Annotated in this window: 18 protein-coding genes; 10 read left to right on the forward strand and 8 right to left on the reverse strand. The window is 72.0% G+C overall.

Annotation, left to right across the window (positions count from 1 at the left end):
* Positions 1-16: 16 nt before the first annotated feature.
* On the reverse strand, positions 17-1,642 hold the full coding sequence (locus ACJ5H2_RS10985) for an acyl-CoA synthetase (RefSeq protein ID WP_408895419.1): 1,626 nt from the start codon (positions 1,640-1,642) through the stop codon (positions 17-19).
* Between the two features lie 46 nt (positions 1,643-1,688).
* Here ACJ5H2_RS10985 and ACJ5H2_RS10990 point away from each other — a divergent pair, with 46 nt between their 5' ends.
* The 4 genes from ACJ5H2_RS10990 (at position 1,689) to ACJ5H2_RS11005 (ending at position 7,524) form a co-directional block, all read left to right on the forward strand.
* Complete coding sequence (locus tag ACJ5H2_RS10990; protein WP_408895420.1) at positions 1,689-2,471, forward strand: crotonase/enoyl-CoA hydratase family protein; 783 nt, start codon at positions 1,689-1,691, stop codon at positions 2,469-2,471.
* A 19-nt stretch (positions 2,472-2,490) separates the two neighbouring features.
* Positions 2,491-3,189 carry a hypothetical protein gene (locus tag ACJ5H2_RS10995; RefSeq protein ID WP_408895421.1) on the forward strand — a complete coding sequence of 233 codons (699 nt, stop codon included), beginning with the start codon at positions 2,491-2,493 and terminating at the stop codon, positions 3,187-3,189.
* 115 nt (positions 3,190-3,304) lie between these two features.
* Entirely contained in the window at positions 3,305-7,069 is a 3,765-nt protein-coding gene (locus ACJ5H2_RS11000; protein WP_408895422.1) for a hypothetical protein, read from the forward strand.
* On the forward strand, positions 7,066-7,524 hold the full coding sequence (locus tag ACJ5H2_RS11005) for a hypothetical protein (RefSeq protein WP_408895423.1): 459 nt from the start codon (positions 7,066-7,068) through the stop codon (positions 7,522-7,524). Before ACJ5H2_RS11000 ends, ACJ5H2_RS11005 begins: the two co-directional genes overlap by 4 nt.
* Here the strand turns inward: ACJ5H2_RS11005 and ACJ5H2_RS11010 are convergent.
* The 4 genes from ACJ5H2_RS11010 to ACJ5H2_RS11025 all read right to left on the reverse strand — a co-directional run bounded on the left by ACJ5H2_RS11010 (position 7,490) and on the right by ACJ5H2_RS11025 (position 11,281).
* Positions 7,490-8,098, reverse strand: a complete 609-nt coding sequence (locus tag ACJ5H2_RS11010) for a cytochrome b/b6 domain-containing protein (protein WP_408895424.1) — start codon at positions 8,096-8,098, stop codon at positions 7,490-7,492. The genes ACJ5H2_RS11005 and ACJ5H2_RS11010 overlap by 35 nt on opposite strands.
* Before the next feature lie 38 nt (positions 8,099-8,136).
* Positions 8,137-9,735, reverse strand: a complete 1,599-nt coding sequence (fadD8, locus tag ACJ5H2_RS11015; RefSeq protein ID WP_408895425.1) for a fatty-acid--CoA ligase FadD8 — start codon at positions 9,733-9,735, stop codon at positions 8,137-8,139.
* Positions 9,736-9,785: 50 nt separating this feature from the next.
* On the reverse strand, positions 9,786-10,172 hold the full coding sequence (locus tag ACJ5H2_RS11020; protein WP_408895426.1) for a hypothetical protein: 387 nt from the start codon (positions 10,170-10,172) through the stop codon (positions 9,786-9,788).
* 65 nt (positions 10,173-10,237) lie between these two features.
* On the reverse strand, positions 10,238-11,281 hold the full coding sequence (locus ACJ5H2_RS11025; RefSeq protein ID WP_408895427.1) for an LLM class F420-dependent oxidoreductase: 1,044 nt from the start codon (positions 11,279-11,281) through the stop codon (positions 10,238-10,240).
* Positions 11,282-11,336: 55 nt separating this feature from the next.
* Here ACJ5H2_RS11025 and ACJ5H2_RS11030 point away from each other — a divergent pair, with 55 nt between their 5' ends.
* From ACJ5H2_RS11030 to ACJ5H2_RS11055, 6 genes are read left to right on the forward strand one after another with little or no spacing between them, the layout of a single operon-like run.
* Positions 11,337-12,296, forward strand: a complete 960-nt coding sequence (locus tag ACJ5H2_RS11030; RefSeq protein ID WP_408895428.1) for a Zn-ribbon domain-containing OB-fold protein — start codon at positions 11,337-11,339, stop codon at positions 12,294-12,296.
* Between the two features lie 36 nt (positions 12,297-12,332).
* The gene (locus tag ACJ5H2_RS11035; RefSeq protein WP_408895429.1) at positions 12,333-13,400 is read left to right on the forward strand and encodes a thiolase domain-containing protein; all 1,068 of its coding nucleotides are present in this window, start codon (positions 12,333-12,335) and stop codon (positions 13,398-13,400) included.
* On the forward strand, positions 13,400-14,563 hold the full coding sequence (locus ACJ5H2_RS11040; protein WP_408895430.1) for a thiolase domain-containing protein: 1,164 nt from the start codon (positions 13,400-13,402) through the stop codon (positions 14,561-14,563). The genes ACJ5H2_RS11035 and ACJ5H2_RS11040 overlap by 1 nt, the downstream gene beginning before the upstream one ends.
* Positions 14,564-14,612: 49 nt before the next feature.
* Complete coding sequence (locus tag ACJ5H2_RS11045) at positions 14,613-15,362, forward strand: DUF4190 domain-containing protein (RefSeq protein ID WP_408895431.1); 750 nt, start codon at positions 14,613-14,615, stop codon at positions 15,360-15,362.
* Positions 15,363-15,381: 19 nt separating this feature from the next.
* Complete coding sequence (map, locus tag ACJ5H2_RS11050; protein WP_408895432.1) at positions 15,382-16,149, forward strand: type I methionyl aminopeptidase; 768 nt, start codon at positions 15,382-15,384, stop codon at positions 16,147-16,149.
* Positions 16,150-16,202: 53 nt separating this feature from the next.
* Positions 16,203-17,300, forward strand: coding sequence for a glutamate--cysteine ligase (locus ACJ5H2_RS11055; RefSeq protein ID WP_408895433.1), 1,098 nt, complete (start codon positions 16,203-16,205; stop codon positions 17,298-17,300).
* Between the two features lie 9 nt (positions 17,301-17,309).
* Here the strand turns inward: ACJ5H2_RS11055 and ACJ5H2_RS11060 are convergent, their stop codons facing one another.
* The 3 genes from ACJ5H2_RS11060 to ACJ5H2_RS11070 all read right to left on the reverse strand — a co-directional run bounded on the left by ACJ5H2_RS11060 (position 17,310) and on the right by ACJ5H2_RS11070 (position 19,519).
* Entirely contained in the window at positions 17,310-17,462 is a 153-nt protein-coding gene (locus tag ACJ5H2_RS11060; RefSeq protein WP_408895435.1) for a hypothetical protein, read from the reverse strand.
* A gap of 65 nt (positions 17,463-17,527) precedes the next feature.
* Positions 17,528-18,094, reverse strand: coding sequence for a PepSY domain-containing protein (locus ACJ5H2_RS11065; protein WP_408895436.1), 567 nt, complete (start codon positions 18,092-18,094; stop codon positions 17,528-17,530).
* 93 nt (positions 18,095-18,187) lie between these two features.
* Positions 18,188-19,519 carry a sensor histidine kinase gene (locus tag ACJ5H2_RS11070; RefSeq protein ID WP_408895437.1) on the reverse strand — a complete coding sequence of 444 codons (1,332 nt, stop codon included), beginning with the start codon at positions 19,517-19,519 and terminating at the stop codon, positions 18,188-18,190.
* Position 19,520 lies beyond the last annotated feature (1 nt).

Genomic DNA, 19,520 nt, shown 5'->3' on the forward strand with positions numbered 1-19,520 from the left:
GCGGGTCACTTTCGAGTCAGCGGGTGGGGATGTCGCGGGCGGCCAGGGCGAGCTCCTTGGCCCGCGGGTACTGGGCCTTGCCGGTGGCGTTGCGCGGGATCTGGTCGACGATGGTCAGCGCGCGCGGCAGCTTGTAGCCGGACAGGTGCGAGCGCAGGAAGGTGCGCAGCTCCTCGAGCTCGAGGGTGTGGCCCGGGCGCGGCTCCACGACGGCGGCCACCGTCTGGCCGTACTTCTCGTCGGGCAGGCCGACGACCAGCACGTCGTACACGCCGGGGTGGGCCTTGATCGCCTGCTCGACCTCCTCGGGGTAGACCTTCTCCCCGCCGGTGTTGATGCAGTTGGAGCCGCGGCCGAGCAGGGTGATCCGGTTGCCCTCCTCGATCCGGGCGTTGTCGCCCGGGATGGAGTAGCGCACGCCGTCGATCTCGATGAAGGTCTTCGCGGACTTCTCGGGGTCCTTGTAGTAGCCGACCGGGACATTGCCCGAGCGGGCGGTCCGCCCGACCTTGCCGACGTCCTTGACCGGGTCCAGCGGCCGGTTGTCGTCGCCGAGGATGACCGTCGTCGGCGGGATCGAGACCACCGGGCCGTCGGTCGAGAGCGCGCTCGCGTCCTGCAGGCCGGTGCCCTGGAAGCCTGTCTCCGACGAGCCGATGGAGTCGGTGAAGACGGCGTTGGGGAAGTGCTTCATCCACCGCTCCTTCACCGACTTGGAGAAGATCGCGGCGCTGGAGGCGATGGCGAAGAGGGTCTGGCCGTCGAAGCCGCCGGCCTCGTAGGCGTCGATGAGCGGGACCGCCATGGCGTCGCCGGTCATGAACATCATCTGCACGCCGTGCTTGTCGACCAGCTCCCAGGTGCGGACCGGGTCGAACTTGGGCTCGAGGATGGTCACCTGGCCGGCGAAGAGGTGCATGAGCAGCGACGCCTGCGCCCCGCCGTGCATGAGCGGGCTCAGCGGCAGGGTGACCAGGCTGTCCTCGGCCGCCTTCTTGGACTGGTCGTACTCCTCGAGCGGCTCGCCGGTCATGAAGTCGATGCCGCCGCCGAGCACTCGCCAGAAGTCCTCGTGGCGCCACATGACGCCCTTCGGGAATCCGGTGGTGCCGCCGGTGTAGATGATGTGGATGTCGTCCGGGCTGCGCTCGCCGAAGTCCCGGTCGGCGGACTGGCCGGCGACGGCCTCCTCCAGGGTGACCCCGCCGAAGGAGGACAGGTCGCTGGCGTCGTCGGGCTCGAGCGGGTTCGGCACCGCGACGATCGTCCGCAGGTCGGGGAACTTCGGCGCCACCTCGGCGACGAGCGGGGCGTAGACGCGGTCGTGGACCAGGCCGACCAGGTCGGCGTTGTCGAAGAGGTACTCCAGCTCGCCCGCGACGTAGCGGTAGTTCACGTTGATCGCGACGGCGCGGACCTTGAGGACCGCGATGAGGGCGATCACGTGCTCGATGCTGTTCTTGGCGTACAGGCCGACGTGGTCCCCCGGCCCGATGCCCTGGGCCTGCAGGTAGTGGGCGAGCCGGTTCGACTCGGCCTCCAGCTCGGCGAAGGTGATCACCCGGTCCGCCACCTGGACGGCGGGCTTGTCGGGAACGGCGTCGACGGCGTGCTCGAAGAGATCGGCGATGTTCAGGGCCACGAGGCGACAGTAGAACACGTTTCACTTTTTCGCTAGCGTGGTTCACATGAGTGATTGCCTCGTCGAGCAGGACGGCCACAAGCTGGTCGTCACCATGAACCGGCCCGAGCGCCGCAACGCGCTCTCCAGCGAGATGCTGCGGATCATGGAGGCCGCCTGGGACCAGGTGAACGACGACCCGGAGATCCGCGTCTGCATCCTCACCGGAGCCGGCGGGTTCTTCTGCGCCGGCATGGACCTCAAGGCCGCCGACGACAAGCCGCCGTCGGAGAGCTTCGAGTCCGGCGCCTACGACCCGACGACCATCAAGGGCCTGCTCAAGGGCTTCCGGCTGACCAAGCCCCTCATCGCGGCGGTCGAGGGACCGGCCATCGCGGGCGGGACGGAGATCCTGCAGGGCACCGACATCCGCGTCGCGGGCGAGTCCGCGAAGTTCGGCGTCGCCGAGGCGCGGTGGTCCCTGTACCCGCTCGGCGGCTCCGCCGTACGGCTCCCCCGACAGATCCCCTACACCGTCGCCGCCGAGCTGCTGCTGACCGGGCGCACCCTGGGTGCCGCCGAGGCCAAGGAGCTCGGCCTCATCGGCCACGTCGTGCCCGACGGGGAGGCGCTCGCGAAGGCCCACGAGATCGCCGACCGGATCGCGGCCAACGGCCCGCTCGCCGTCCAGGCGATCCTCAAGACGATGCGCGACTCCGAGGGCAAGCACGAGGAGGACTGCTGGGCCGACGACGCCAAGATCGGCGCCGCCGTGTTCTCCTCCGAGGACGCCAAGGAGGGGCCGCGCGCCTTCCTCGAGAAGCGGGCACCGGAGTTCAAGGGCCGCTGAGCGGGGAAGGGGACAGAGCATGGAGCTCGTCCCCCTCGCCCTCTTCGGTCTCATCGGCCTGTGCTTCGTCGCGGTCCTCGCCCTGCTCGTGGCCGCCGTGGTGGCGAGCTCGCGGCGCGCGGCCGAGCGACGCCAGAGTCTCGCGGCCTTGGCCCACGCCCGGGAGTGGGAGTACCGGCCCAGCGATCCCGCCCTGGTCGACAGGTTCCGGGGCGCGCCCTTCGGCTCCGGCCGCTCGCGGCGCGCCGTCAACGTCCTCCTCGGACACCACGACGGCCGACCCTTCACCGCCTTCGACTATCACCACACCACCGGCAGCGGCGACAGCTCGAGCAGTCACGTCCACTCCGTGCTCGCCCTCAACCTCGGCGTGCACGCCCCCGATCTCGCGGTGGGACCGACCACGATGCTGCGGCGCTGGGTCGACTCCCTGACGGGTCGCGACATCGTGATCGGCGACCCGGCGTTCGACGCCGCCTTCACGGTGCACTCACCGGCCCCGGAGTTCGCGGTCGACCTCCTGCTCTCGGACGTGCGGGAGGTGCTGCGACACCACCCCGGCGTGGCCTGGCGGATCACCGGAGACTCGCTCCTGGTCATCCGCTCCGGCCAGCACTCGCCCGCTGAGATCGATGCGAAGCTGCACCTGATGGACGCTTTGCTCGACCGCGTCCCGGGACACGTGTGGGACCGGTTGCGCGGGGAGCAGCCGCGCTGACCAAGGGCGAAGGTCAAATCTTTCGGATTCGCCGGACGGGTCCCCGCCGCGAGGACATAGTGAGCCAGGTCACATCCTGCTCTGCTCCCGCTCCCCCCGTATTGGCAGGTGCCCCGTGCGCTCTCGGTTCCTCTGCGCCCTCCTCGCCGCGACCGCGATGCTGGCCGCGCTCCTCCATCCGCAGGCCGCCAGCGCGGAGCCCGACCCGCCCGGCGCGCCCGCGCCCGTCCGGTGCGACCAGCCACCGGCCACCGAGGGCGCCACCGCGGAGAACCGTGACCGCTTCGTGGAGCTCTGGTCCACCCGGTTCGCCGACAACGGGTGGCGCAAGCGCTTCGTCGCGCTCGAGAAGGTGCCCGACGACATCCTGGCCGAGGGCTTCCACGGACTCCCCGAGCCGACCCAGCTCTGGCTGAGCGCCTGCCTGCTGGCCGAGATCCTCGCCGGCGCCACTGAGCAGCCCACGGCCCGGGAGCGCGAGACCTACCTGACCGGCATCGCCCTGGTCGTCTTCGGCAAGAAGAGCACCGAGGAGCTGCGCGAGGAGCTCAACGAGCCGGCTCCCCCGCCGCCCGCGGACCTGCCGCCGGTCAACCGCGACCTCACCGGCCAGCGGCTCGACGCGATGTCGGCAGACCTCGCCAGCGCACCGTCCCTGACGTCGGAGCAGCAGCCCCGTACGACGGTCGCCGCACCGCGCCCGAAGGTCTCGGCGAACGTCACCGCGGGCGCGTCGGCCTCGTTCAACGCCACGCCGACCGCCCTGCCGCCGGTGCCTCTGGTCCTCGACGCGCTCGACGCGCTGCTCCAGGAGGTCAGCAAGGTCCAGGGCAAGCTGTTCACCCTGCCGGTTCTCAACCTGCTCTCGCCGCTCTTCTACCGCATCTGCGCCGAGTCGCCGACCATGGAGCTGTCCTGCAGCGTCTCCGTCCCGGTGGGCATCCCGGTCCCGGCGGACGTCACCGGCGACCACCTGCCCGACGTCCTGGCGCAGCTGAGCCCCCTGACCAACCTGATCGACGTGGGCGCCAAGTTCTCGGTGGGTCGCCTCAACGGCAACATCGACCTGCCCGCGCACGTGTTCGCGGTCTACGACACCCCCATCGTCAAGAAGCGGGTCACCGTGGGCATCGACGGCCGCGGCTCCACCCTGGGGTGGAGCAGCTCGGCGCGCTTCGTCCTCAAGAACGTGGTCAACGCGATCACCGGCGACGTCCAGGTCGCGGCGAACGTCACGACCAACCACCCGGGCGCGACCCAGGCCCTCACCTTCGGCGTGAAGTCGCTGAGCGGTGGCAGCGCCGGAGTGCCGGCGACCGAGCAGGACCCGCTGACCGGCTCGGTGCAGCTGAGCCCGTTCCCGACGACGCTCGACGTCGGCGCGCGGCTGACCCACAGCAGCACGCGCAGCAAGGACACGGTCACGGTCGCGACGCCGACCCCGACCCGGGTCGACGCCGTCATCGACCAGGCGGTGACGTCCGGGCCCACGGACAGCAGCCGTCGCTTCACCGCGACCGTCGACAAGCTCCCGAGCAACGTGCGCATCGACCTCGCCCGGCAGGACAAGCACCAGAACCTCGAGTACACCGCCGACGGCGAGATCGGGTTCGTGCAGGCGACGGACACCACGACCCCGGACGTGGCGAAGCCGACCGAGGTCGACCACGCGGTCTACCAGGCCCATGGAGTCCCGGCGCACATGCAGGTCGACCTCGACGGCAAGCTGATCCAGTACGAGGCCAGCGACACGATCGACAAGGTCTACGCCGGCGTCGAGCGGATGAACGGCGACGCCGTGACCGCTGAGGTCCGCGACATCCCGGACCAGGCGACGGTCGTCTTCGACGGGAAGAGCTCCGTCCTCGACTGGGACGCGTCCGCTCCGACGACCAGCCTCACCGCCTCGGCCCACCTGACCGGGGACACCCTCGACATGGACCGCGACTTCGACGCGGGCCTGGTCGTGGAGTCGATCCCGGCGAAGTGGAACGCGAGCTGGGCCGACGGCAACGTCCTCCTCGAGGCGCCCGAGGCGGGCATCGGGGCGATCACGGCGCATGTCACCAACCACGAGGAGTACCAGACCCTCCCGGGCGACCACCTCACCGCCTACTACGACGAGGCGTCGGGCGACCTCGACGCCAGCCTGCGGATCAGCGACCTGCGCCGGGCGGCCTTCACCAAGCTGCCCGACACCGGCAACGGCGGCGGGTTCGAGGCCGGCCTGGACATGGGCGACCACGGAGCCTTCGCCTTCGCCGGCGAGGTGCACGCCGCCGCGGGCGACCTCGAGGCGTCCGGCAGCCTGACCAACCTGCCCTCGTCGGTGACCCTGCGCAGCGACGGCGGCAAGATCACCTACACCGGTGACTCGAACCCCGACCTGACCCTCTCGGTGGCGGCAGGCAAGGCCGAGGCCGTCGCGGCGACCCCCGAGCCGCCGCAGGTGCACGGCGTCGCCGTCCGCGACGGCGCGGCGGGCGCCGACAAGGCGGTCCGCGCGAAGGTCCACCTCACCGGCCTGCCCACGGGCCTGGACCTCGACACGGTGAACGGGGTCTACACCGTCACGGGCTTCCGCCCGACCGAGGACACCCTCGTCGTGGACGCGATCCTGCGCGAGCTCGCACCGAAGCCCATCAGCCTCCAGCTGCAGCAGGGCCTCCCGACCGGCGCCCCGCTCGACTTCACCTTCGGCCCGGTCACCACGACGACCCTCCCGAACGGCGACCACACGATCGGGCTGGACTACACGTCCAGCCAGCCGCTCGGCCAGCTGAGCGCCACCGCGACGTACGACGACACCGACGAGGCGCAGCTGACCATCAGCGCCATCCCCGCCTCGATCAGCGTGGACGCGGCCTTCGGCACGGACACCAAGACCGTCGACATCCAGATGAGCCAGAGCATCAGCGACATCACGGCCTCCTACAAGCATGTCGGGGACGCGGACCTCGCGGCCTCGGTGCACCTGCACGACGTGCGCAAGACCGTCGACCTGACGATCGGCAAGGAGTCCTCGTCCGGGGGCGGCACCAACGTCGACGCCCCGGTGTTCACGATGGTGACCGACGCCGCCGGGATGGACATCGAGGCCTTCGCCTCGGCAGAGATCGCCGACCCGGTCGACGCGAGCGCCGCCGTCCAGCTGAGCGTCACCAACCTCGGGAAGAACGTCACCGCGGACCTCGTCGGCACCCGCCTCCACATCACGTCGGCTCCGGCCACGCAGGCGTTCGCCCTCGAGGCCGCGGGACGGGTGCAGAAGACCATCTCGCTCGACTGGGACGGTGGGATCTTCCAGAACACCGGCAGCCTGAGCGCGGACCTGAAGATCAAGCGGGTCACGCTCGGCCTGACCGACTTCTCCGACGTCAACCTCCGGCTCGGCTTCACGACCGGGCTGGACGGCAGCTATGGCACCTTCACGTTCGGCCAGGACAGCGACCTGACCATCGACATCGAGGACCAGTTCTCCGTCTTCATCGACTGGCCGGACCCGCTCGGCTCCGACACGATCCCCCTCGTGAGCATCCCGCACGCGACCGTCCCGTTCGGGAACGTCGCACCACGCTGGCACATCAACGAGAACGTGACGGGCGAGGCGTTCCACATCCCCGTCTTCCACTTCGGGATCGCGGACTGCGGTGTCAGCTTCGACGTCCGCCCGGCGCCCGGGTACACGACGCCGGGCAACACCTTCACCCTCGGCCAGCCGGCGAGCGAGGGCGGGCACACCCCGGCCTGGCTGATCACGCCCGACGTCAACCTGCTCGGGCTCTCGCTGCCCGACTTCGGGCTCGACATCATCGCCTACTTCCTGTCGCCGTACGGGAACGACATCGAGGCGTACCCGAAGTGCCAGTGGCTGGTGTGACGACGCGGGCCGGCCGGATCCACCTGGCCGGCCTGCTGACGCTCCTCGGGGTCGCGTGCGGGGCGTGCAGCGGCGGCGACGGAGGCGGGACGGGAGGAGGCGCGACGCCGGACCCCTCGGCGCCGCTCACCGAGATCACGGTCGAATGCGACCAGTTCGCCGACACCGCGCAGCGGATCAGCGACGCACAGGTGGCGCTCTACGACGGCAAGGCCTCGTCCGACGACGCCGCCGCGGTCGACGCGCTGGTAGCGGAGCTGGAGGCGCTCGAGGAGGATGCGCCCGCCGACGTGCGCACCGCGCTCAGCGATCTCGGGGCGGGCTTCCGCTCGGTCCAGGAGGCCCTCGAGAGGCCGTCGGCAGAGGCCAGCGCCGAGCTGGTCGAGCTCGCACCGGCACTGGCCGAGGACAGCCAGGCGGTCACGACCTGGATCGTCGAGGAGTGCGGGCGCTGACCGGGACACCCGGCAGCATCCTGCCGAGCAGGCCGTTCCCCAGCACGACGGCCAGGTGGGCAGCGAGGGCCACGTAGAACGCGACGTGGGCGGCGACGTGGACGCCGACGAGGTCGTCGCCGCGCACCAGCAGCAGCCCGGAGAGCGGCATCGCGAACAGGGCGCCCAGCAGCGCGACCTCGCTCGCGTGGAGGAGGCGGCGCCCCACCGGTCCCAGTCGTGGGTCCCACGGCGGAAGCGGGGTCAGCCGGCGCCAGGCCACACGCGCGAGCGCGACCGCGAGCAGGAGCAGGCCGAGCACGACGTGCAGCGCGGTGGGCCGTCCCTCCGCCTCGTCCTCGCGCCGCTCCTGGCGCTTCTCGCACCCCTCCTCGAGGCGGTCGAGGCGCTCCTCCTCGGCGTCCGAGGTGTCGCCCCCGCTCCGGCGCTCCCCCGCCGGGTCGCAGTCCACCCGGGGCGCGCGGTCGTCCATCGTGTAGCCCACGACGAGCTGTGCGGCGAGGAGGAGCACCGTCCCCCAGTGCAGGATGCGGGTGAGCGCGCCGTACCCGTGCTCACCGTTGCGCCACCGCATGGCTCCTTCCTACCCGAGACCGCGGCGCCGGCGCGACGTCAGCCGATGGAGCGCTCGCCCGTCCAGAAGCGCGCACGCAGCGCCTTCTTGTCCGGCTTGCCGAGCGCGGTCAGCGGGAGCGCGTCGACCGCGATCACGTCCTTCGGCGCCTGCACCGAGCCCTTGCGCTCCTTCACCGCTTCCTTGATCTCCGCGACGACCTGGTCGGTCAGCTCGTGCCCCTCGCGCAGCACGACGACCGCGGTCACGGCTTCGCCGAACTTCTCGTGGGGCGTGCCGATGACGCCGACCTGGGCGATGGCCGGGTGCTCGGCGACGACGTCCTCCACCTCGCGCGGGAAGACGTTGAAGCCGCCGGTGACGATCATGTCCTTGGTCCGGTCGACGATGTACCAGAAGCCGTCCTCGTCCTCGCGCGCCACGTCGCCGGTGTGCATCCAGCCGTCGCGGAAGGTCTCGGCGGTGGCGTCCGGCAGCTGCCAGTAGCCGGCGGAGAGCAGCGGTCCGGCGACGCAGATCTCGCCCGGCTCGCCCCGCGGGACCGGGTTGCCGTCCTCGCCGAGCAGCGCGGTCCGCAGGTACGCCGACGGACGGCCGCAGGAGGTCAGCCGACCCTCGACCGGCTTGCCCTCGGCGTCGACGTGGTCGCCCTTGGGGAAGTAGCTGATCACCATCGGCGCCTCGGACTGGCCGTAGTACTGGGCGAAGATCGGGCCGAACCGCTCGATCGCCTCCTTGAGCCGGACCGGGTTGATCGCCGACGCGCCGTAGTAGACGGTCTCCAGCGACGACAGGTCGCGGGTGTGGGAGTCGGGGTGGTCCAGCAGTGCGTAGAGCATGGTCGGCACGAGCATGAGCGAGTTGATCCGCTGCTCCTCGATCGTGCGGAGCACCTCGGCGGGGTCGAAGCGGGAGGACACGAACAGGGTGCCGCCCCTGAGCACCACCGGGACGAAGAACGCGGCGCCGGCGTGCGAGAGCGGCGTGCACATGAGGAAGCGCGGCTCCTCCGGCCACTCCCACTCGGCCATCTGGATCTGCGCCATCGTCGCGAACGCGCGGGCCGTGCCGATCACGCCCTTGGGCTTGCCCGTGGTGCCGCCCGTGTAGGTGATCGAGGTGATGTGCTCGGGCTCGAGGAGCGCGGCCTGGACCGGCTGCGGCGAGAACGACGCGGCGACCTCGGTGAGGTCCGTGCCCACCTCGGCGAGCTCCGGCGGCACCGGCCCGATCGTGAGGACCTGCTTCAGCCCGGGGCACTTCCCGAGGAGCTCGACCGCTCGGGCGGCGAAGTAGGGGTCGATGACGAGGGTGGTGATGCCGGCGTCGTTGATGACGTAGGCGTGGTCGTCGGCCGAGCCCAGCGGGTGCAGCGAGGTGCGCTGGAAGCCCTGGGTCTGTCCGGCCCCGAGGATGAAGAGCACCTCGGGACGGTTGAGGGCCAGCAGGGCGCCCGGGGTGCCGCGGCCGGCGCCCAGCGACTCGAAGGCCTGGATGTACTGCGAGATCCGGTCCGCGGTCTCCTGGCCGGTCAGCGTGACGTCGCCGAGGTGCACGATCGGGCGGCGCGCATGCCGCTTGAGGGCGGCGACCATGAGGTGGCCGTTGTGGGCAGGGGTGCGGAGCGTGTCGGTCACATCCCGCAGACTAGAACGTGTTCTATTGGTCGGCAAGGAGGGCGGGCGCCTCAGCCGGCCGCACGCTCCACCGGCGCGACGAGCGGCCGCACCCCGCCCAGGCGGCGATGGAAGCGCACCTGCGCGGCATGGCCGTCCAGGACGTCCCACAGGGCGCGGTGGGCCGCCCACGGCAGCGGGTCGTCCCCCGAGCGCCACCGGTCGCCGAAGCTGATCCACACCGGCGTCCACTCGGCGGCGCAGTCCCACGCCCCGCGCTGCGCCTCGACGAGCCGTCGGCGCACCTGGAACGCCGTACGCGGGCCGTCGACGCACACCGGCGCGGTGCGCACCGGCCAGACCCAGAGGTCGAGCTCGACCAGCTCCAGCTCCAGGTCCGGCAGCAGCGCCGGGTCCACCAGGACCGTGGCGACGTTCTCGTGCGGCTCGCGCCTCATGCCCGGAACGCTAGCCCGCGCCGCCGACAGCGGCCAGGGGCACGGCGATGACGGGCCGGTGACGATCAGGCGAGCAGCTCCGCGATCTGTCGGACCTCGGTCGCGCTCCGGCAGGAGAGCAGCAGCGTGGTCACGCCGGTCTCCTCCCACTGGGCGACCCGCTCGCGCACCTCGCCGGCGGTGCCGATGATGTGCATGTCGTCGACCAGCTCGTCGGGGATGAGCGCGGTCGCCTTGTCCTTCTCCCCGGACAGGTAGAGGTCCTGCACCTGGCCGGCCAGCTCGCCGTACCCCATGCGCGTGAAGACCTGGGTGTGGAAGTTCTGCTCCTTGGCGCCCATCCCGCCCATGTAGAGGGAGACGAAGGGCTTCATGGCGTCGATGACCGCCTGCTTCTGCTCGGCGCCGTCCACGACCTGCAGGTGGCAGGTCGCGGAGATCTCGAAGTCCGCGCGGGTACGACGCGCGCCCGGCCGGGCGAAGCCCTCGTCCAGCCACGGCTGGTACATGCCCGCGCTCCTCGGGGTGTAGAAGATCGGGATCCAGCCGTCGGCGATCTCCGCGGTCTGGGCGACGTTCTTCGGCCCCTCCGCGCCGAGCCAGATCGGCAGGTCCGGGCGCAGCGGGTGCACGATCGGCTTCAGCGGCTTGCCCAGGCCGACCGAGCCGGGTCCGCGGTAGGGCAGCGGGTGGTGGGGTCCCTCGTTGGTCACCGGCGCCTCGCGCGCCAGCACCTTGCGGATGATCGAGACCACCTCGCGGGTCCGCGCGAGCGGCTTCTCGAACGGCTGGCCGTACCAGCCCTCGACGACCTGCGGACCGCTGACGCCCATCCCGAGGATCACCCGGCCGCCGGTCAGGTGGTCGAGGGTCAGGGCGTGCATGGCGATCGACGTCGGCGTACGACCGGACATCTGGACGATCGAGGTGCCGAGCCGCACCCGGGAGGTCTCGCGCCCCCACCAGGCGAGCGGGGTGAACGCGTCGCTCCCCCACGCCTCCGCGGTGAAGATCGCGTCGAAACCCGCCTCCTCGGCGGCCGCGACCAGCTCACCGACGCCCTGTGGGGGCTGTGCGCCCCAGTACCCCAGCTGCAGCCCAAGCTTCATGACACCCAGCATGCCCTACTTGATGCCGAAACTAGAACATGTTTCACTTTCGCCCATGAGCCGCACCTTGCAGGCCCCCGTGACGGTGGCCTTCGACTACACGCGATCGACGGGCCCCGTCATCGGGCGCTTCCTCTCCGGACTCCGCGACGGCGTGGTCGTGGGCGGCCGGACGTCGGCCGGCCAGGTCGTCGTCCCGCCACTCGAGTTCGACCCCGTCACCCACGAGGCGACGACCGAGTTCGTGGAGGTCTCCTCCGTCGGCACGGTCACGTCCTGGACCTGGGTTCCCGAGCCGGTGAAGGACCAGCCGTTCGACCGGCCGTTCGCCTTCGCGCTGGTGACCCTCGACGGGGCGGACACGCCGCTCCTGCACGCCCTGGACGTGACCTCGCCCGACCAGGTCGGCACCGGCATGCGGGTGCGCGTGCGCTGGGCGGCGGAGCGGGTCGGCCACATCAACGACATCGCGTGCTTCGAGCCGCTCGCTCCCGGCGAGGCCGAGGCCCCCGCCCCGGAGGCCGACTCCGGCGACGCGGTCACCGGCGTCGTCACCAAGGTCTCGCTCGACTACGACTACGCCGCCTCCCCCGAGGAGTCGATGTTCTACCGCGGCCTCAACGAGGGCCGGATCATGGGCCAGCGCTGCCCCACCTGTCGCAAGGTCTACGTCCCGCCCCGCAGCGCCTGCCCCGCCGACGGCACGCCGACGGAGGAGGAGGTCGAGCTCTCGCAGACCGGCACCATCACGACGTTCTGCATCGTCAACGTCCCCTTCCTCGGCCAGAAGATCACCCCGCCGTACGTCTCCGCCTACGTGCTCCTCGACGGCGCCGACATCGCGCTGCTGCACCTGATCCTCGGGGTCCCGGCCGAGGAGGTCCGGATGGGCATGCGGGTCAAGGCCGTGTGGAAGCCGCGGGACGAGTGGGCCTACTCGCTGGAGAACATCGACCACTTCGCGCCGACCGGCGAGCCGGACGCCGACTTCGACACCTACAAGCAGCACCTGTGAACACCCACGACGTTCCCTCAGAAAGGTCCTCTGCTCATGCGTGACGTCGCCGTCGTCGGGTTCGCCCAGCGACAGATGCTCGGGTTCGACGGGTCGCCGACCTGCGTCGAGCTCCTCGTGCCGGTCTTCAAGGAGCTCTACGAGCAGACCGGGTGGACCCGCAAGGACGTCGGGTTCTGGTGCTCCGGCTCCTCCGACTACCTCGCCGGCCGCTCGTTCTCGTTCGTCCAGGCGGTGGATGCCATCGGCGTCATCCCGCCGGTCAACGAGTCCCACGTGGAGATGGACCTCGCCTGGGCGATGTACGAGGCGTGGATCAAGATCCAGACGGGGGAGGTCGACACCGCCCTCGTCTACGCCTTCGGGAAGAGCTCGGCCGGCGTGCTGCGCCGTACCCTCGCCCTCCAGCTCGAGCCGTACACGATGACGCCCCTGTGGCCCGACACCGTCTCCCTGGCCGGGCTCCAGGCCCGGGCCGGCATCGACGCGGGCGCCTGGGACGAGCGCGCCATGGCCGAGGTCGCCAACCGCTCGCTGACCGACGCCGAGAAGAACGAGTACGCCGTCCGCAAGGGCGGCTCGTCGGTCGAGGAGCTGCTCGCGCGTCCCCTGTACGCCGACCCGCTGCGCAAGCACGACTGCGCCCCGGTCACCGACGGCGTGGCCGCCCTCGTGCTGGCCGCCGGCGACCGGGCCCGCGACGTCCGCGAGCGCCCGGCGTGGCTCACGGGCATCGCCCACTCCATCGACCCGATGGGCATGGGGGTCCGCGACCTGACGCGGTCCCCCTCGGCCCAGCGGGCCGGCGCTGCCCTCGACCTCGGCGGCGTCGAGGTCGCGGAGCTGCACGCGCCGTTCAGCCATCAGGAGCTGATCCTGCGCAAGGAGCTCGGACTCGCCGACGACGTGGTGGTCAACCCGTCGGGCGGTGCGCTCGCGAGCAACCCGATGTTCTCCGGAGGCGGCATCCGCGTCGGCGAGGCGGCGTCGAGGATCTGGTCCGGCGAGGCCGACAAGGCGCTCGCGCACGCCACCAGCGGACCCGCCCTGCAGCAGAACCTCGTCTGCACCCTGGCTGCATCGATCGAAGGGAAGAGCAACTGATGGGCAAGCAGCCTGCAGCGGTGATCGGCGTCGGCCAGACCCACCACCGCGCGAAGCGCGAGGACGTCTCCATGGCGGGTCTGTGCCGCGAGGCCATCGACCGGGCGCTCCTCGACGCCAACCTGACCCTCGACGACATCGACGCGATCGTCGTGGGCAAGGCGCCGGACCTGTTCGAGGGCGTGATGATGCCCGAGCTGTTCCTGGCGGAGGCCCTCGGCGCCGCCGGCAAGCCGCTCCTGCGGGTCCACACGGCCGGCTCGGTCGGCGGCTCCACCGCGATCGTGGCGTCGTCACTGGTGCAGGCCGGGGTGCACAAGCGGGTGCTGACCGTCGCGTACGAGAAGCAGTCGGAGTCCAACGCGATGTGGGCGCTCTCGGTGCCGCTGCCGTTCAACATGCCCGTCCACGCGGGTGCGGGCGGCTACTTCGCGCCCCACGTGCGCTCCTACATCCGTCGCTCGCAGGCGCCCACCCACGTGGGCGCGATCGTGGCGGCCAAGGACCGCAACAACGCCCTGAAGAACCCCTACGCGCACCTGCACAACGAGGGCACGACCGTCGAGTCGGTGCTCGCCTCGCAGATGCTGTGGGACCCGATCCGCTACGACGAGACCTGCCCGTCGAGCGACGGCGCGTGCGCGCTGGTCATCGTCGACGAGGACACCGCGAAGTCGTCGCCGAACCCGGCGTGGATCCATGGCACCGTGATGCGCTCGGAGGCCACGACCGCCGCCGAGCGCGACCAGGTCAACCCGCAGGCCGGCCGCGACGCCGCGGCCGCGCTGTGGAAGCAGGCCGGCATCACCTCGCCGATCGACGAGATCGACGCGGCCGAGATCTATGTTCCCTTCTCCTGGTTCGAGCCCATGTGGCTGGAGAACCTCGGCTTCGCGGCCGAGGGCGAGGGCTGGAAGCTCACCGAGGCCGGGGAGACGGCGATGACGGGACGGATCCCCGTCAACTGCTCCGGAGGCGTGCTCTCGTCCAACCCGATCGGCGCGTCCGGGATGCTCCGCTTCGGCGAGGCGGCCCTCCAGGTCCGCGGCGCGGCGGGCGAGCACCAGGTCGACGGCGCGCGGAGGGCGCTCGGCCACGCGTACGGCGGCGGGTCGCAGTTCTTCGCGATGTGGGTCGTCGGGGCGGACAGGCCGACCGGCTGACGCGAGCCCGAGGCGTTTCGGCGACGGGGCAGGTGGCTAGGTTCAGGGCGTGAGCGACACGTCGTACCCGCCTCCCCCGCCGTCCGGCCCCGGTCCCGGGGCCGGGCCGCCCTTCGCGCGCCCGCCCGGCAACGGCGTGGCCATCGCGGCCTTGGTGCTCGGCATCGTGGCGCTGGCGGTGGCGGTCGTCCCGCTCGTCAACCTGCTCGGCATCGTCCTGGCCCTCGTCGGCGTCGGACTCGGGGTCGCCGGGATGGTGCGCGGGCGCCGGACCGGTCGCGGCACGGCGATGGCCGGCTGCGGGATCGGACTGTCCGTCCTGGCGATCGCCGTGTCCGCGGTGGTCGCCTTCTGGACCCTGCGCTATCTCGGCGACCTGCTGGACATCGTGGACCCGCCCGAGCCCACCGCCGAGGTCGGCGAGTGGTTCACGACCGACGGTGGCGACCTGGCGGTGCGGGTCACCTCGCTCAGCTGCGCCCCGGCCGAGGCCGACCCGGGCGGGCGTGCCGACGAGTGCGTGTTCACCTTCGAGGCACGCAACGAGAGCGACGACCCGATCAGCCTCAACGACGTCACCGTGAAGTCGGTCCTCGACGGGGACTGGGGCAGCGTCGACCTGAGGGACCCGGCCGACGGCGCGGTCTCCTACAGCTCGATCGTCCTGCAGCCCGGCGACGAGAAGACGGTCGACGGGGACGTGTGGCGCGGCTCCCGGCGGCTGGACGGGCTCGTCTTCGACGCCAACGACGCGTCGAGCCACAGCGCCGTCGTCGTCGATGCAGGCTCGGTCTCGTGAGGTCATTAGGCTCTCCCCCGTGATCGAGCTGCGCACCCCCACCCAGATCGAGCAGATGCGCCCGGCGGGACGCTTCGTCGCCTCGGTGATCCAGGCCCTCTCCGAGAAGGCCGACGTCGGGGTCAACCTGCTCGAGCTCGACGAGCTGGCGCACCAGATGATCAAGGACGCCGGCGCCGAGTCCTGCTACATCGACTACCACCCGTCGTTCGGCGCGAGCCCCTTCGGCAAGGTGCTGTGCACCTCGGTCAACGACGCCGTGCTGCACGGGCTCCCCCACGACTACACGCTGCAGGACGGCGACCTGCTCTCGGTCGACTTCGCCGCGTCCGTGGACGGCTGGGTCTCCGACTCCGCGCTGTCCGTCGTCGTGGGCACGCCGCGCGAGGAGGACCTGCGCCTCATCGAGGTGACCGAGCGCGCGCTCGCCGCGGGAATCGCGGCCGCACGGGCCGGCAACCGCCTCGGCGACATCTCCCACGCCATCGGCAGCGTCGCGCACGAGGCCGGCCTGTCGGTGAACCTCCAGTTCGGCGGACACGGCGTCGGCCGGACGATGCACGGAGAGCCGCACGTCGCCAACGACGGGCGCCCCGGTCGTGGCCTCAAGCTGCGCCCCGGCCTGGTCATCGCCATCGAGCCCTGGTTCCTGCACACCACCGACGAGATCGTGTTCGACCCCGACGGCTGGACCATCCGCAGCGCCGACGGCTCCCGCGGGGCCCACGCCGAGCACACGGTGGCGATCACCTCCGGCGACCCGCTGGTCCTCACCGCCCGCGACTGACCCCACCGCGGTCCGGGTACCGCCTCCTCGGACGACCCGAGGCGGTGACGGCGATGGACCGGCGAACCCTGGGGGTCGAGGAGGAGCTGCTGCTCGTCGACCCCGACACGCGCACCGCGGCGCCCCGTGCCGAGCAGGCCCTGCGGTACGCCGGCGAGCAGGTGGGCGAGCCCGCCGACGAGCTCGACCACGAGCTGTTCGCCCACCAGCTCGAGACCCGCACGCCCCCGGTCACGGACGCCGGCGAGCTGCGCCGTCATCTCGTCCGGCTGCGCCGGCGGGCGGCCGACGCTGCCGAGCGGGCCGGAGTCCTCACCGCGGCCACGGGCGCCGTACCGCTCCAGGGCGGCCCCCCGCGCACCACCCGCGACGAGCGCTACCTGGCCATGGTCGAGACGTTCGGAGAGGTCGCGCGGCCCGGCGGGACCTGCGGCCAGCACGTCCACGTGCGCGTCGAGTCCGACGACGAGGGGGTGCGGGCGATCGACGCCATCACTCCGTGGCTGCCGGTGCTCCTCGCCATCAGCGCGAACTCGCCGTTCTACCACTGCCGCGACACGCGGTACGCGTCCTGGCGGTCCCAGGCCTGGTCGCAGTGGCCGAGCGCCTCTCCGACGGAGACGTTCGGCTCCGCAGAGGCCTACCACGCGCTCAGCCGCCAGCTCATCGCGTCCGGGGCGGCGATGGACCAGGGCATGCTCTACTTCGACGCCCGGCTCTCGGTGAACCAGCCGACCGTCGAGGTGCGGATCAGCGACGTGTGCACCGATCCGGACGACGCCACCCTGGTGGCCGTCCTCGTCCGCGGCCTGGTCTGCCGCGAGCTCGACGGCGGCGGCCTGCCCGGGGGCCGCTGGCGGGCCGAGCTGCTCCGCGCGGCTCGGTGGCGCGCGGCGCGGTACGGGCTGAGCGACCGCCTGCTCGACCCGGTCTCCGGCGACCTCGTCCCGGCGCGCGACGTCGTCGAGCGTCTCGTCGCGGTGGTCGGCGACCAGCTCGCCGCGCACGGCGACGCGGATCTGGTGCGAAGCGCCGTGCCGCGGGTGCTGGCCGACGGCGGTGCCGCGCGCCAGCGCGCGGCGTACGAGCGCAGCGGCGGCAGCATGCCCGCCGTGGTCGACGACCTGGTCAGCCGGACCAACGCCGGCTGACCGGGCGGGTCAGCTGCTGAGGCCCCAGAAGAACCCGAAGACGCCGGCGGCGACGCCCAGGCCCACGATCAGCCACAGCGAGATCCACGCAAGGGAGTGCATCCCGTGCTGGTAGTGGTTCTCGGAGAACCCGCGGAACTGCTCGGCGTTGACGTCGCTCATCGCAACCTCCTGCGTGTGACTGCTTGCTCCCTCAACGCTACTGCATGCGCGGCGGGTGGGACCGCTCAGCGGTCCTCGCTCTTCGCGACCACGGCGAAGGAGGCGTCGAGGTCGACGTTCCACTCCAGGCCGGCGGCGTCGCGGACCTCGGCCTCGTAGGCCACGCCGGGGTCGTCGCTCGCGCTGGTCTCCAGAACGGTGCCGCCGCCCACGGCCTCCAGGGCGGCGCGCTCCACCGAGCTGCGCTCCTCGGCGCTCAGGGCCCGGTCGTCGGCGTCCACGTCATCGCGGTCATCGCGGTCATCGCGCTCGTCGCGGTCGTCGCGGTCGTCGTCACCGTCGTCCTCCCGCGTGACGACCGCCAGGTCCCCGTCGAGGGTGAGGTCGACCTCGGTGCCGTCGGCGCGGCGCACCTCCACCTCGTACGCCTCACCCGGGTCGTCGCTCTTCTCGACGTCGACCGCCTTGCCACCCCCGGCGGCCTTCTCGGCCGCGGCGGCGACCCGGGTGCGCTCGTCGCCGGACACGTCGTCGGCTGAGGCGGCCCAGACGGTCCCGCCGACGGCGAGGACGGCGACGGCGGCGACGGCGGGGATGACGACGCGCTTGCGGCGCAGGGCGGTGGTCTTCATGGCGTTCTCCTTCGGTAGGGACAGCTCCTTGCTGACGGAACCGAGCCTGCCGGGCGCTCGCTGAAGGGGTGCTGAACGTTCCTGAAGGGCTCTTCAGGCGGGCAGCCGCACCACGAACCGGGCGCCGCCGAGCGGGGAGGCGTCGAGCGTCACCGAGCCGCCGTGCGCCTCCACGACCGCGCGCACGATGGCCAGGCCGAGTCCACTGCCGCCGGCCTCGCGGGCGCGCGCGTCGTCCAGCCGGACGAAGCGGTCGAAGACCCGCTCCCGGTCGCCCGGGAGTACGCCGGGGCCGTCGTCCTCCACCATGACGCAGACCTCTCCGCCCTCGGTGCGGACCGTCAGCGCCACCCGCTCGCGGGCGTGCCGAGCAGCGTTGTCCGCCAGGTTGCGGATCATCTGCCCCAGCGCGACGGCGTCGCCCCGCACCCGGCCGGCCCCGACGCCGCGGGTGTCGACGTCGAGCCCCGCCCGCCCGATCCGTCGTCCGTCGGCCAGCACCAGGTCGTCGAGGTCCACGTCGGCGTGCCGGAGGGCGGCACGTCCCTCGCCGGCCCGGGCCAGCACCAGCAGCTGCTCGACGAGGCCCTGCATCCGCACCGCCTCCTCCAGCACGGTGTCCGCGAGCTCACCCTCGGGGAGCGCCCCCGGGTGGCTGCGCGCGACCTCCGCGGCCTGCCGGACGCTGGCGAGCGGCGAGCGGAGCTCGTGGGACGCATCGGCGACGAACTGCTCCTGGCGGTCGCGAGCCGACTGGAGCCGGGCCAGCATCTGGTTCATCGTGCGCGCCAGGCGCCCCACCTCGTCCCGGGCCGGCGGCTCCGGCACCCTCCGCTCCAGGCTGGACCCGCTGATCTGCTCGACCTCCGCCCGGATCCGCTCGACCGGTCGCAGCGCCCTGCCGACCACGGCCCAGGTGGTCGTCCCGACCACGAGCAGCAGCAGCGGGAGGCCGAGGACCAGGGGCACCGCGAGGGCCCGAGTCGTCTCCCCGACGTCCTCGAGCGAGACCGCGACCACGACCCGGGAGCCGTCGTCGGCGTCCTCCTCCGCCACGGTGTACGGGTGCTCCCCTCCGGGCAGGTCGACGACCTCCTCGTCGGGGTCGACCCGGTCCAGGAGGGGCGATCCCGCGGCCCGCCCTCCGTCGGGGGCGCGCACCTGCCACACCACCTCCTCGGGCTCGTCCTCGGGCTCGTCCTCGGGCTCCTCGTCCCGCTCGGGCCCGGCACTCGTCGGCAGCGTGCCCGCTTCGACCTGCGCCACGAGGTCGGCCGCCCGCTGCTCGGCGGAGCTCTCCACCCCGTCGCGCAGCGAGGTACGGACGGCCAGCACGAGCACCGTCGCACCCAGCAGCAGGGCGAGCGCGACGACGAGCAGGGCCGCGGCCGTCGTACGGAGCCGGACCGACCCGACGCGTCCCATC

The sequence above is a fragment of the Nocardioides pymetrozini genome (assembly GCF_046058985.1).
In the GTDB taxonomy this organism is placed as follows: domain Bacteria; phylum Actinomycetota; class Actinomycetes; order Propionibacteriales; family Nocardioidaceae; genus Nocardioides.

Coding starts and splice junctions, on each gene's coding strand:
- ACJ5H2_RS10990 (WP_408895420.1), top strand. CDS start 1,689: ATGAGTGATTGCCTCGTCGAGCAGGACGGCCACAAGCTGGTCGTCACC.
- ACJ5H2_RS10995 (WP_408895421.1), top strand. CDS start 2,491: ATGGAGCTCGTCCCCCTCGCCCTCTTCGGTCTCATCGGCCTGTGCTTC.
- ACJ5H2_RS11010 (WP_408895424.1), bottom strand. CDS start 8,098: ATGCGGTGGCGCAACGGTGAGCACGGGTACGGCGCGCTCACCCGCATC.
- ACJ5H2_RS11020 (WP_408895426.1), bottom strand. CDS start 10,172: ATGAGGCGCGAGCCGCACGAGAACGTCGCCACGGTCCTGGTGGACCCG.
- ACJ5H2_RS11025 (WP_408895427.1), bottom strand. CDS start 11,281: ATGAAGCTTGGGCTGCAGCTGGGGTACTGGGGCGCACAGCCCCCACAG.
- ACJ5H2_RS11030 (WP_408895428.1), top strand. CDS start 11,337: ATGAGCCGCACCTTGCAGGCCCCCGTGACGGTGGCCTTCGACTACACG.
- ACJ5H2_RS11035 (WP_408895429.1), top strand. CDS start 12,333: ATGCGTGACGTCGCCGTCGTCGGGTTCGCCCAGCGACAGATGCTCGGG.
- ACJ5H2_RS11040 (WP_408895430.1), top strand. CDS start 13,400: ATGGGCAAGCAGCCTGCAGCGGTGATCGGCGTCGGCCAGACCCACCAC.
- ACJ5H2_RS11055 (WP_408895433.1), top strand. CDS start 16,203: ATGGACCGGCGAACCCTGGGGGTCGAGGAGGAGCTGCTGCTCGTCGAC.
- ACJ5H2_RS11060 (WP_408895435.1), bottom strand. CDS start 17,462: ATGAGCGACGTCAACGCCGAGCAGTTCCGCGGGTTCTCCGAGAACCAC.
- ACJ5H2_RS11065 (WP_408895436.1), bottom strand. CDS start 18,094: ATGAAGACCACCGCCCTGCGCCGCAAGCGCGTCGTCATCCCCGCCGTC.
- ACJ5H2_RS11070 (WP_408895437.1), bottom strand. CDS start 19,519: ATGGGACGCGTCGGGTCGGTCCGGCTCCGTACGACGGCCGCGGCCCTG.